The organism is Nostoc sp. DedQUE09, from assembly GCF_034530915.1.
Classification (GTDB): Bacteria; Cyanobacteriota; Cyanobacteriia; order Cyanobacteriales; family Nostocaceae; genus Nostoc.
In genome coordinates, this window is record NZ_JAVRCE010000002.1 from 67,490 (window position 1) to 81,580 (window position 14,091).

A 14,091-nucleotide genomic window follows, 5' to 3' on the forward strand; every position below is an offset into this window, starting at 1 on the left:
GGTTGTTGCTAACTCCACTGACAACAATGTGTCGCTACTACTAAATAATTCCAATTTTGACCCCACAGACTTGATGTTGAGTGCTACTAGTGTTGATGAGAATGTAGTTGCAAGTGCTGAAATTGGCACTTTCACCACCACTGACCCAGACACTGATGACCAGCACACCTATAGTTTAATCGCGGGTACTGGCGATGCTGATAACGCCCTATTCAGCATTGTTGACAATAGCCTACAAATAATTAATTCTCCCAACTTTGAAAGCAAATCAACTTATAATATTCGGGTAGCTAGTACAGACCTTGGTGGACTCTCCTTTGAGAAAGAGTTAGTTATCAATGTCAAGGATCTCAACGAAAAGCCCACAGACTTGATATTTAGCGCTATCAACAATGATGATGACGATGACGATGACGATAATAGTAGTGGTGATGGAGATGATAACGACGATGATGATAACAAAATCATTGGTCTTTTCACCACTACTGACTCAGACCAAAACGATAAACACACTTACAGTTTAGTAACGGGTGCTGGCGATACTGACAATAATGCATTCATCATTGAGGGAGATAGCTTAAAAATTAAATCTGACGCGACTAAATCTAGTTATAAAGTTCGTGTCCGCACAACTGACCTTGCTGGACTTTCTTTTGATAAAGAGTTGGATGTTAATATTGATAGCTTTGGATCTACTACAAATACCCAGACAACAACAATTTTCCAGCTTGTCAATATTACTCAGAATATCTTTATTGTCAACAGTAAAGTTAAGGGTAAAAAAGGAAAGCTATCTCTTAAGATTAAAAACAACAACGCTAAAGAGGTGAATGAACTCTGTGTATTTGCCGTTGACGATGAAGAAGGTAAAATCAACGGCATAGCCCCTGGTTCAGAGGGCTATACCAAAGTCGCTCTAGAGCGTTCAAAGGTAATTTTATCCTCCATTGCTAAACTACCCAAGGGTTTTAAGAACGACGACTTGAAAAATATTTTAGAATTTGAGTCTGGTACTAAACTCAGATTCTATCTGGTATCTAACAGTACTACTCAGGCTGTACTGTCTGGAAAAACTTCTTTCTCAAGTGTCGTTTTTTCCTCTGCTACAAGTAACAGCACGCAAGAGGAAGGGTTTTCTCTCAACTTCCAGGATTTCGTTGTGACGGTTCAGACAACAGAAGAAGAAGTATCTTTAGGTACTGGTTTACAAGGTAAATATCAAGGTGAACTGCTTGATTTACGAAGTGTGACACAATCAGTATCAGCTGAGTTTGCAGTTAACAGAGAAGCATCTTACAACAACTTTGTTGGCTTCTATCAGGTAGCTGATGAGAATGGTGGTATTGACACTAATGGTGATGGCACAGCAGATATCCTTGTTGGACAGGCTGGTTACGCTGAAGCCGCTGTGCGTGGGCGTGTTGGAGGCATTGACTTGGCAGTGGACAACCAAGGCACTGCAAATTACACTGGCGCTTTCGGGCCGAACTCTTTGTTTGCACCATTTATTATTGTGGATGGTAAACCCGATGCTATTCTCAATGGCAATGACAACAAGAAAGTTTATTTCTCATTCTTGGGTGCTAACTCAGATAAGCTAGATCACATTCGACTGTTGGGAAATAACACCTTTGGTTTTGAAGATTTAGCCAATGGTGGTGATAAAGATTACAACGATATGATTGTACAAATAAATTTGAGTGTCAATCTTGCCTAGATCAAAGGCGAGTAATTACTTAGAAAAATAATACAACCTCATCCCGGTTAAGGGGTGAGGTTCTTTTCTGCATGGTGATTACATGGACTCATATATGTATAAATGCGATCGCCAATAAAACCTTTGCATCAGTCCTAAACCTGTGCATCAGCGTGTTACAGGCATTTTTTGACGGTGAATAACCAAAAGACAGTTAATTACACTGCAACTTTCAAAGCTGATTCTCTGTTTGCGTCATTTATTATTATTGATGGTATGGTAATATCGAGCCGAAAGTTTAGGCAGTATATTTACTGAAGTTTACCATTAGCTTTTTATATTTATATTAGGATTCCGATTTAATTTTTGAAAACATCCTGAGACTGAAAAGCCGATTTTATCAGGATTTTATCTAAAATCTTGTTCAGATATCAAATATGATTCTTATATCAGTTTAATAATTGACTCCTTGGCTATGCCAAAAAAATCCTGCTTCTACGTGATTTCCAGGATATAGCACACAACGGCTGCAACGAAAAAACTATTAATTAATAAGAGTAATTATGTCAGACACCATCTCGATGGCGATCGCTACCCAATCAACTCAAGATTTGTATGAGCCAATACCTGCTACTCACTTAGTTTTCATCGACTCACAGGTTGAGAACTACCAATGTCTAGTAGCAGGTGTATTGCCGAATACCTCTGTTGTAGTCTTAGACCCTGACCAGAATGGCATTGAACAAATTAGCCAAGTGCTGGCAACTCATCGGGAAATCAATACCCTACACATTGTTTCTCACGGCGCACCAGGGCAAGTCTACCTGGGGAACAGTCAACTCAGCTACGAAACCCTCAACCATTATGCTTGGCAACTCATGGACTGGGCAAATGTTTTGAGTGCAGATGCACAACTACTATTGTATGGTTGTGAAGTTGGGCAAACAGAGCAAGGTAAAGCATTTGTACAGCGCCTGAGTGAATTCACAGGTGCAGTAGTAGCGGCATCTGATAACTTAACGGGGAGTACTGCATTAGGTGGTGACTGGGAACTGGAAGTTTCTACGAAGGCAATTGTTCCTACTCTGGCGTTTCAGCCAAAAGTAATGGCAGCCTACGCTTCAGTACTAAGTGTTCCAGTGGTAGCGAATGCAATTCAAGATCAAGAAGCCACCGAAGAGATACTCTTCAACTTCACCGTCCCAGCTGACACCTTTAGTGATGCAGATGTCGGTGATATCCTCACCTACACTGCAACTCTGCCCGACGATACGCCTTTGCCGAATGGGTTGAAGTTCAATGCTGTTACCAGGACTTTCAGTGGTACTCCTGAGAATCAGGACGTAGGTAGTATAAACATCAAAGTTACCGCTACAGATACTACTGCAAATCAAGCCAGTGATGTGTTTAAAATCACGATCAATAATGTCAACGATCCTCCTGTCTTGGTAAAAGAAATTGCAGACCAACAAGCCACTCAAGGTATTCTCTTCACCTTCACTGTACCAGATGACACTTTCACCGATCCAGATGTCGGAGATACCCTTACCTACACTGCAACTCTGCCCGACGATACGCCTTTGCCGAAAGGGTTGAAGTTCGATACTGCTACCAGGACTTTCAGTGGCACTCCTGAGAATCAGGACGTAGGTAGTATAAACATCAAAGTTACCGCTCAGGATGTTACTGGAGAGCAAGTCAGTGATGTGTTTAAAATCACGATCAATAATGTTAACGATCCTCCTGTCTTGCTAAAAGAAATTGCAGACCAACAAGTTACCGAAGACACACTTTTCAACTTCACTGTCCCAGATGACACCTTTAGTGATGCGGATGTAGGTGACATTCTCACCTACACTGCAACCCTGGAAAATGATGACCTACTACCTACTTGGTTGAACTTCAATCCTACTACCCTTACCTTCAGTGGTACTCCTGAGAATGAGGACGTAGGTAGTTTGAACATCAAAGTCACAGCTAAGGATGTTGCAGGAGAGCAAGCCAGTGATCTGTTTCAACTTGCGGTTGCTGACGATACTCCTGTAGTGACAATTACAGGCGATATCTTTAGTGTCAAGACTAAGTTGAACATTAAAAGTGATAAAGCAAAACTCTCAGTCAATATTAAAAACAACACCTCTTCAGAGGTGAATGAACTAAATGTATTTGCTGTTGACGATGAAGAAGGTAGGATTAACGGCATAGCCCCTGGTGCAGAAGGCTATACGCAAGCGGCTCTTTTGCGTTCAAAGGTAGTTTTCTCCGCTCTTGCCAATCTGCCTAATGGTTTTAATCCTGCCGACCTGAAAAACATTTTAGAATTCGACTCTGATACCAAGCTCAGATTTTATCTGGTATCCAACAGTACTACTCAAGCTGTACTGTCTGGAAAAACCCCCTTCTCAAGTGTGCTTTTTTCCTCAGGTACAAATAACAACATAGAAGATCAAGGGTTTTCTCTTAATTTTCAGAATTTGGTAGTGAATATTCAGCCAACCAATCAAGAGGTATCTTTGGGTACTGGTCTGCAAGGCGAATATCAAGGCGAACTGATTGATTTACGGAGTGTGACACAATCGGTAACAGCTGAGTTTCAAGTCAACAGAGAGGCATCTTACAATAACTTTGTCGGCTTCTATCAGGTGGCTGATGAAAATGGTGGTATTGACACCAACGGTGATGGCACAGCAGACATTCTCGTTGGTCAGGCTGGCTACGCCGAAGCTGCTGTGCGTGGGCGTGTTGCAGGCATTGACTTGGCGGTGGGCAACCAAGGTACTGCAAATTACACTGGCGCTTTCGAGCCGAATTCTTTGTTTGCACCATTTATTATTGTGGATGGCACACCTGATACGATTCTCAATGGCAATGGCAATAAAAATGTTTACTTCACATTCTTGGGTGCTAATTCAGATCGGGTAGATCACATTCGGCTGTTAGGAAATAACACCTTTGGTTTTGAAGATTTAGCAAATGGTGGTGACAAAGATTACAACGATGTGATTGTGCAGGTCAATTTGAGTGCTAATCTTGCCTAGTATCGAAGGCGAGTAATTACTTAGAAAAATAAAACAACCTCATCCCGGTTGCGGCATGAGGTTATTTTATGCGTGGTGATTAAATGGACTCGCTATTAATTAAACTAGTAAATTTACTGAAGGCAGTTATTGTCTTTACTTCATAAATTTAATAGTTGATTCTTCTAGGGTGACAAACAATCTTCCCTTTTACTTTTCCGGTTAATTTTTATTAAATTAAGCTAGCAAAAAAGTGATGGAGAATTATTTCATAATCAGGTATAGGTGATGTTTAACGAGGAAAGCTCCTGTTTGCTGCCATTATTGATATTGTCAATCCTTGTATTTAAGAATTTGTAAAAAATAATTCAGAAAATTAAAGTTTTTTTTATTACATAATTCTTAACTAGGGTATTTACTTAGGAAAGCATCTGTGATACTTTCATGTTGATTATCATAAAGTAAAATATACATCTCTAAATTTAACAGCCATGTTTATGTATTTTAGTTTGATGATGAGTATCGATGTTGCATAGTTGCAATCCTCAATATTGAGTTTAGTTTTGTATAAATTATGTAGCGTTAACCAAGTGATAACTTGTCTTCAATCTATTTACAGTATGCTTTATTTTGAAAAATGCGTAACAATCGTAACCGTGTGATATGAATACAGGCCTGCAATTAGATTCAATTACCCTGTGTGCTGTTACACATTTAAACACCTACATTCCCCAGAAGTCTTGTCACTGCTGGCATAAAACCAAACACTGCCACTGTTAGTAAAAGAGATACTCCCTAATATTTTCGACTTAATTCCTCACTTTAACTTGTTTTATATGACTTATATTAAGAACACTTTTCCCGAATTTCTCACTACCCTAGAAGGGTTTGAGAAATTGCCGGATGGAGCGATCGCTAATCTATCAGAACAACTGCAAGCCTGGCGCTATCGTATAGGCCAGAAAATCATCGGTAAAGAAAGTCTCCCGGAACACATCACCATCATTTATGAGGGACAAGTGCGGCTGTTGGGATACGATCCCCAGACGCAATTGCCAATCACCCTAAAATTACTGCAACCTGGGGAAATTATCGGTGAAATTGGTTTGTTGCGCAATGTCGCCTGTGAAACAGCGATCGCTTCCACCGAAGTAGTATGTTTAACCTTGAGTGCATCAGCATATTTTAGCTTCCTAGCTTCATACCCAGCTTTTGCCGAAGCTCGCAAAAACCGCAGTTATTTGGTAGAAGTTTTCGATATTCTCAGTTCCTATTGGCAAAAACAAGCGATCGCCACTTTAAATTTCAGAGAATTGGCAGAAAAAGCCTTACCCCAAGCGAAAATATATTATCTCCCTTCAGGAAAAACTCCATTTAACCAACTGGATAGCAAAAGCGTTTGGTTTGTGAGTGGCGGTGGTACAGTCACGAATTTTTCACCTGGCGATCGCCTAGAACCAGACGATGACAGAGATAAAATTCAGGTCATCGGTCAAAACCCCGCACGCTTGCTTGGTATACATCCGTCAGATTTGCTCTTAGAAGATAGTCATGAAATAGAACTTGCAATAACTGAAACCAGAGTAGATAGAGATAGCGCTGACGACTTAGATATTATTCCCTACGCATCAGACGAAATAGTTCCACAACCAGCCCCCCAAAACTCAAAGAATTCGTCAAAACAAAAATACCCATTTTTTGGCGGTAAAGGAGAATTAAATTCAACCTTCGCCTGCTTCCAAATGATCGCGAAGCACCTAGAAATGCCGTTTCGTCGCGAGGTGGTTCGCCGCATCTTAACTGAGCAAATCAAACGTCAAGGGACTATATCGTTTCAAGTTACTGCTTACCTGGCAGAGTTAATTGGACTGAAGGCGCAGTTGATAGAGTTACCAGTCGCTTCAGTCACGCGCATTCCGACACCTGCGCTAATTCGCTACGGTGATAATTTTGCCGTTTTATATGAAGTAGATGCCAATACCGTGGTTGTGGGTGTTCCATCCAAAGGAATTGTGCGCTGCAAACCTGCTCAATTGGTTGAACAATTAGATGTCGATCCAACTGACTTTCCGCCCAAAGTTAGGGTATTACTGCTGAGTGCTACCAACCAAACACCCCAAGAACGCTTTAGTTTACGGTGGTTTCTGCCCTATTTGTCAAAGCACCGTCGAGTTTTAATAGAAGTCTTTATCGCTTCCTTTTTCGTGCAGTTGGCAGCGTTGGCAAATCCGCTAGTCGTTCAGTTAATTATCGACAAAGTTATCACTCAAAATAGTATTGGCACACTACATATTTTGGGGATTTTGCTATTAGTAGTTGGGCTATTTGAAGCAGTACTAACTACCTTACGAACCTACTTATTTGTCGATACCACGAACCGGATCGATATGGGTTTAGGGTCGCAAATCATTGACCACTTACTACGTCTACCGTTGCGCTATTTTGAACGCCGACCAGTGGGTGAACTTTCCACTCGTATTAACGAACTAGAAAATATCCGCCAATTCCTCACGGGTACTGCTTTAACAGTGGGGTTGGACGCTCTGTTCTCAGTAGTTTATATCGGTGTGATGCTGATTTATAGTTGGCAACTTACCTTAGTCGGCTTAAGCACAATTCCTGTGTTTGTCGTGATCACCTTAATTGCTTCTCCCACTATTAGCAGACAGTTACGTGCCAAGGCCGAACGCAACGCCGAAACTCAATCTTATTTAGTGGAGGTGATGTCAGGCATTCAAACAGTAAAAGCGCAAAATATCGAATTGCGATCGCGCTTTTCCTGGCAAGAGCGTTACGCCCGATTTGTCGCCGCTGGTTTTAAAACAGTTGTGACTTCTACCCTTGCTAACTCTACTAGCAACTTTCTCAACAAACTCAGCAGCTTACTAGTTTTGTGGGTAGGAGCTTATTTAGTACTGCAACAAGAATTAACTTTAGGCGAATTAATTGCCTTTAGGATTATATCGGGTTATGTCACCAGCCCAATATTACGTTTAGCTCAACTCTGGCAAAGCTTCCAAGAAACTGCCTTGTCTCTAGAGCGTTTAAGCGATATTGTCGATACCCCACAAGAAGCAGAAACAGACCGCTACAATATACCTTTACCTTCAATCAAGGGAGCAGTGAAATATGAAAATGTTTCCTTTCGGTTTGGCACAAGTGGTCCTCTGCAACTTTCTAATGTCAACCTGGAATTTGCGCCAGGTAAATTTATCGGCATTGTCGGGCAAAGTGGATCTGGTAAAAGTACGATGATGAAATTACTGCTGAGACTTTACGAAACTGAGTCTGGCAGAATTTTGATTGATGGTTATGATATCGCCAAAGTAGAACTTTATTCGTTGCGACGACAAATTGGCGTAGTTCCTCAAGAGACATTATTGTTTGACGGCAGTGTTCAGGAAAATATTGCCCTAACCAATCCCGATGCCACAACCGAAGAAATTATCGAAGCGGCTCAGGTTGCGTGCGCCCACGAGTTTATCATGAACTTACCAAACGGTTACAACACGCGGGTGGGAGAACGGGGTTCTGCACTTTCAGGTGGACAACGACAAAGAATTGCGATCGCTCGTTCAGTTTTACAACGACCAAAATTATTAGTTTTAGACGAAGCAACTAGCGCATTAGACTATCCCACAGAACGGCAAATATGTCTCAACTTAGCCAAAGCATTCAAGGGCGATACAGTATTTTTTATTACCCACCGACTGAACACCGTAAGTAATGCAGACATGATTGTTGTGATGGATAACAGCAGGGTTATAGAACAAGGTAGCCATCAAGAATTAATGGCTACCAAGGGTCATTATTATTACCTGTACCAGCAACAAGATGTAAACTTGTAATTAGTCATTCTTGAGGGCAAAGGTTTTTGGCATCGGGAAACATTGCCCACCCTACAAAAAATTCAAAATCGTTCGACTAAACGCTCACGACAAGTCCAAAACCCAAAATCGTTATGACTCAACTTAATGGGAATCATCTCAACGGCAATCACAAAAACGGTAATCACAAAAATGGAGTGAAGCACGATTCACAGGTACTGACAAAACAACAAAAAGCTGCTCAAGAGTCTTTTACTAATTTAAACAATCAGGAATTTGAGCAATCTATTGTTTTGCGCCAATCTCCAATTTGGTCGCGTACAATCATGATGACACTAGTGGGGCTAGCGTGCTTTGGTATTGCTTGGACTTATTTTGCAAAAATTGAACAAGTAGTGCCAGCAACCGGGCAATTAAAACCCCAAGGAACAGTCAAAGAAGTTCAGGCTCCTGTGAGCGGAGTGGTGAAAACAGTTAATGTAAAAGATGGACAAGAAGTAAAGCCAGGTGATTTACTGCTAACTTTTGATTCCATAGCCTCTGTTGCCGAATTAAATTCTTTGAATAAAATTCGCCTTGCATTAATGAAAGAAAACCAGATTTATCGCCGATTGATGAATGCAAGTACTGCCAATGGATCTGAACTGTTATATTTGCGTGGTAATTTGCCGCAAGAAACTGCTTTTCTGTTGAAAAGTCGGGCAGCATTAGTAGCAGAAAATGAATTATTCCGCACTCAATTAAAAAATTCTGGTCAAGATTCTAGACTAGGAATTGATGAACAACAACTTCTACGAGTTGCCAAACAGGAATTAGACTCTCGATCTTCCGCAGCACGATTAGAAGTAGAAAAGATCAAAAAACAACTGATTCAAAATCAAATTAAGCTGGAAGATAGTAAATCAAGTTTAGCCATTCAAGAAGGAATTTTAACTAAGCTGAAGATATTAGCAGAAGAAGGTGGGATTTCTCAACTTCAGTATCTCAATCAGCAACAAGAAGTTCAAAACCGTACAGCAGAAGTAGCGCAGCTAGGTGAGGAACTGAAACGTCTCCAGTTTGATATCGAAAAAGGACAACAAGAGTTAAGCAATACGGTGGCTGTTTCTGATAAAAACATTTTGGATAAGATAGCTGAGAACAAACAGCAGATTGCCACAATTGATAGCCAATTCATGAAAGTTGTGCTGGAAAATGAGCAGCGTTTGGCAGATGTCAATAGTAAAATCTCTCAATCACAGTTAAACGTTAAATATCAAGAACTTCGCGCACCTGTAGCTGGAGCAGTTTTCGATTTGCAAGCAAAAAATCCTGGATTTGTCGCCACTCCAACTACAAAACTGTTGCAAATTGTCCCTAAAGAAAACTATATCGCTGAAGTTTTCATAACTAACAAAGATATTGGGTTTGTGCGAAAAGGTATGAAAGTAGATGTCAGAATTGACTCTTTTCCTTACAGCGAGTTTGGTGATATTAAGGGAGAAGTGACTGGGATAGGTTCAGACGCATTACCCCCAGACGAAACCCATCAGTTTTACAGATTTCCGGCAAAAGTCTCATTAGATAAACAATCCCTAGTCATTAAGGGCAAAAAAGTTAACCTGCAATCAGGTATGTCCATTAGTGCCAATATAAAAGTGCGCGAAGAACGGACTGTGCTTAGTTTATTCACTGAGTTGTTTACCAAGCAAGTTGATGCTCTTAAACAGGTACGATGAAAAGGGTTGAGTTAAAAACCGCAGTGACTTCACGAGAATGGTTGCTGCTTCACTAAGTACATTAGTACTGAGTACTTTTTCCTCTCTCAGAACTCAATACTCTTGATAATGGTTAATTTTCAACGCATCGAACCTGCTCCTGGGCAAGAATCAGTTTGGGATTACCCCCGTCCTCCTCTTTTGGAGGACACAACCAAACATATCCAAATAGTCTTTAACGGAGTAGTAATTGTAGATACTCACAGCGCCAAACGTGTTTTAGAAACCAGTCATCCTCCTTCTTACTACATTCCCCCAGCGGATATCAAAATGGAATATCTACAGATGACTCCGCAATCTAGCTTTTGTGAGTGGAAGGGAAGTGCTGGTTACTACACAATCCGAGTTGGGGATAAAGAAGTCCATAATGCTGCCTGGTTCTACCCCAAACCCACACCAGCCTTTGAATCTATCAAGGACTATGTAGCTTTTTATGCTCATTTAATGGATAAATGCTACGTTAATGGCGAAGAGGTGCAACCACAACCAGGTAACTTCTACGGTGGTTGGATAACCAGTGATATTGTTGGGCCATTTAAAGGCGCTCCTGGTACTTGGGGATGGTAAGTCAATTTTGGATTTTGGATTTTGGATTTTAAATTCAAATTCAAGAATGTTGTTTCTAAATCCAGATGAAAGTAGAAGTAGTACCAATATCCTAACGATATCATCGAATATATAGATGGGAAAGATGGGTTCATCAAAGAGATGCAAAAGAAAGCATTGCTATGGTGGAGACTTAATAAATCTAAATAACACAATCTCTTTTACCCATCTTCCGTAACCTTTAAAACTCCAATTGTGTATTCCAAAAATATACTAATAAACCAAGTTTTATGAAATATCAATAAACCCGATTTCGAGGATTACTGAATTGATGTTATAGCTACCTAGCAGCTTTCGTTTCAAACATCAAATACGTCCCTCCTAGCCCTTCTACAATTGTGCGTGTATTGGCAATCATCATTTTCTGATAAGTGTCCGCGTCGCTTTCTGGTTCACCAAGTCCCTCAGCATACAGCTTTCTGTCAGAAATTTTCACTTTAGCTTCTGTGGCTACAGATTGAATCAAATTAGGATTAATTTCCACTTCAGCAAAAATTGTTGAGACTTTAGCCCGTTTAATATTTGTAGCCAAATTATTGACTCGTTCTGCTGTCAGCTTTTCGTTCGTACTAATACTTTGCAATCCTCCTGTCAATGAAATACGGTATGCTTTGGCGTAATAACTTAGTGCATCCGAGGTTGTAACCAACTTACGTTCTTTGGTAGGAATACTGGCAATTCTTGACTTAATCCAGCTATCTAGTTGAGTGAGTTCATTGGTAATTTTTTTAGTATTACTGCTATAAGCCTCTGCATCACTAGATTGTAATTTTCTCAAATTACTATTAATTACCTGCACCATTCTGATAGCATTTTTGGTATTGTGCCAAACATGAGGATCGGCTATATTCTTACCACCTGCCTGAAATTTTTGTGGCTTAGGCACTGCCAATTGAGCGACGGCTATTTTTGGTGTAGAGTTTTTAGTCGCTTTAATCAACTTGATCAGATTTGGTTCAAAATTGTAACCATTATAAAGAATAAGATTAGCTTGCTCAATCGTTTTACGATCTTCCGGTTTTGGTTTATAAAATTGGGGGTCGGCAGTAGGGGAAATTAAGCAGGTGAGGTTAACTGTATTTCCGGCAACCTGCCTAGTTAAATCACACAGTACGCTTGTAGTCGCTACGACTTGGGGAAGATTCTCATTTACCTGGGTGTTAGTCTGAGTGAATGTAGTGCTTACAGCTTGATTTCTACATCCAACAAATCCAATTGTTAAGGCAGCAAGAATAACTGGGAAGAAATTATTCAATGGTGATTTTTTTGACATCCTCAACTCCTACTGGATGTATAAAAAAAGATAATCATTATTGGTAAAGTATTAGTAAAATACCAGGGGAAAGTCTTCAGCGAGAAGAAGTTAAGGGCTGATGGGGAAGCCTTCGGTAAAAAAAAGGTAAAGGGGAGAGGAATTAATAGACTTTCTCCTCTATCACTTATCTGTTTCCCAAGTCCACACTCAGCAATTTTTGGTTGGTGAACCACTAATGAGGTTTTTGCAGGCAAAATATTAGTTAACTGCACATGACAGACTGGAAAACTGGTAGAGGTAGGAGCACAATAATAAAGGCAATGCTGGGGAGTATCCAAGGAGGGTAGTGTAGTTCTCTCACCATCTGTTGAAGGGTCTATACCATTGTGCTTACATCCCACAAAGCTCCAAATTAACTAGGATTATCAGGTTAAGAAGTGAGAGGTAGTAATGATGGGGCTTATGGAGCATACGGGTTGATTTCGCAAACCGAGTCGTGAATCTAAGGCAATTGTAGCTGTGGTTTTGCGAAGTGTGGACATATCATTGTTACAAAATTGGCAAATTGGCGATTTTTTAACCATCAGCCTTTGTTACACTAATTTTCACCTAGTAAAGCCTCTCAATATCGCTTAGAGCATTATCTAATTACTTTTTATTGCCAGAATCCAGGATGTACTCTGTGGCATAAATTTTATCCTCTAGTTTTTTCATCATTCAATAAGAGCCAAATCGAGTATATAGAACAATTCCTCAAAGCTAATATTGGTCAAGATAAACAATGGTAATTTTAGTTGTCATAATTAACACCCTGATTTCACTAATACTACTCTATGTGGCTTGGCGGGTGTGGCAACTTAAGCAGCAGCTAGCATATATAGCAGATAGGTTAACCACCTATGAAAGTTGTACTAATGCAGCACTGAATAAAGCACCCGAAAATATTTATCTCAGCCAACAGAATATTTATAACTTACGGCAGAGAAATCAAGCGCTACAAATACAAATTCAACAAGTGCGGCAAATTATCAGTCTACTTTTGCTAGGACGGCAAATCTGGCAGCGTTATTTTCCGAAGCTAGAGTTAATTTCTGGGAAAAGAACAGTTGCAAAATGAGTTATGTCTGGTTCAGATGAACATTTATGATTAAGGATGATGGGAGAACACACGGAGAGATCCGTAGTAAGATTCCATAGGGTGCATTGGCTTCTAGCGTAGGCATAGCCCGCACTTCGGCTGCGCCCTTCGGCTACGCTCAGGACAGGCTCAGTGACCACCGCAGGCATCGCTTCCCCTTTCCATACCCTCAAAGCTTGTTAGTCAGAGCGTCTCCATCAGGAGAAGGGTACGGAACTACCCAAGACATAACACAAAGAGATGCCCACTAGAGGTATCAAAACTTTGAGAAATACGGGGAGTTTTGAATAATAAGTAATTAATGCTTTTAGTATTAATGAATAAAAGCAACTTTTCTGGCTGATATTTTGTCACCATAGATTAACTGAATAAAATCAGTTGAGTCTTGCAAGGGGAGAAAACCCACCTAAAATGGGTGTAAGGAGAGAAACAATAAAATGTCTAATAACCGTTCTGGAGTATTTTTTGGCGGTTTGATGCTGGGAGCTACCATCGGTGCTTTGACCGGTTTACTCGTAGCTCCACGCACAGGGCGCGAAACGCGTAAAATTTTGAAAAAATCTGCCAATGCTATCCCAGAATTGGCAGAAGATTTATCAATGAGTGTGCAAATTCAGGCAGATCGTCTCTCTGCTAGCGCACTGCGAAACTGGGATGAGACTTTAGATCGATTACGGGAAGCGATCGCAGCAGGTGTAGATGCCAGTCAGCGAGAAAGCCAAGTCTTGAAGCGGCAAACATCTGTTGAAGACTCAGATTCGCTTCCCCAGCCATTAGAACGCTCATAAATAACAT

The 14,091-nt window shown here is 40.5% G+C and carries 8 protein-coding genes; 7 read left to right on the forward strand and 1 reads right to left on the reverse strand.

What is annotated here, in order from left to right; genetic code table 11:
* The 5 genes from RMY27_RS01635 to RMY27_RS01655 all read left to right on the forward strand — a co-directional run.
* Window positions 1-1,717 (forward strand): DUF4114 domain-containing protein (locus RMY27_RS01635; protein WP_322659880.1); only part of this gene is annotated, 1,717 nt, incomplete at its 5' end.
* A gap of 542 nt (window positions 1,718-2,259) precedes the next feature.
* Window positions 2,260-4,734: a putative Ig domain-containing protein gene (locus RMY27_RS01640; protein ID WP_322659882.1), complete on the forward strand. Its 2,475-nt coding sequence runs from the start codon at window positions 2,260-2,262 to the stop codon at window positions 4,732-4,734.
* An 815-nt stretch (window positions 4,735-5,549) separates the two neighbouring features.
* Window positions 5,550-8,561, forward strand: a complete 3,012-nt coding sequence (locus RMY27_RS01645; RefSeq protein WP_322659884.1) for a peptidase domain-containing ABC transporter — start codon at window positions 5,550-5,552, stop codon at window positions 8,559-8,561.
* A 113-nt stretch (window positions 8,562-8,674) separates the two neighbouring features.
* Window positions 8,675-10,258 carry an HlyD family efflux transporter periplasmic adaptor subunit gene (locus tag RMY27_RS01650; protein ID WP_322659886.1) on the forward strand — a complete coding sequence of 528 codons (1,584 nt, stop codon included), beginning with the start codon at window positions 8,675-8,677 and terminating at the stop codon, window positions 10,256-10,258.
* Window positions 10,259-10,366: 108 nt separating this feature from the next.
* Window positions 10,367-10,864: a DUF427 domain-containing protein gene (locus RMY27_RS01655; protein WP_322659888.1), complete on the forward strand. Its 498-nt coding sequence runs from the start codon at window positions 10,367-10,369 to the stop codon at window positions 10,862-10,864.
* Between the two features lie 319 nt (window positions 10,865-11,183).
* Here RMY27_RS01655 and RMY27_RS01660 read toward each other — a convergent pair whose 3' ends face one another.
* Window positions 11,184-12,176 carry a metal ABC transporter solute-binding protein, Zn/Mn family gene (locus RMY27_RS01660; RefSeq protein ID WP_322659889.1) on the reverse strand — a complete coding sequence of 331 codons (993 nt, stop codon included), beginning with the start codon at window positions 12,174-12,176 and terminating at the stop codon, window positions 11,184-11,186.
* Window positions 12,177-12,939: 763 nt separating this feature from the next.
* On the opposite strand from RMY27_RS01660, the gene RMY27_RS01665 reads away from it, so the two are divergent.
* Together RMY27_RS01665 and RMY27_RS01670 are read left to right on the forward strand one after the other, a co-directional pair.
* On the forward strand, window positions 12,940-13,275 hold the full coding sequence (locus tag RMY27_RS01665) for a hypothetical protein (RefSeq protein ID WP_322659890.1): 336 nt from the start codon (window positions 12,940-12,942) through the stop codon (window positions 13,273-13,275).
* 458 nt (window positions 13,276-13,733) lie between these two features.
* Window positions 13,734-14,084 (forward strand): YtxH domain-containing protein, encoded by a 351-nt coding sequence (locus tag RMY27_RS01670; protein ID WP_099101749.1) that lies wholly within the window; start codon window positions 13,734-13,736, stop codon window positions 14,082-14,084.
* The last annotated feature ends 7 nt before the right edge of the window (window positions 14,085-14,091 follow it).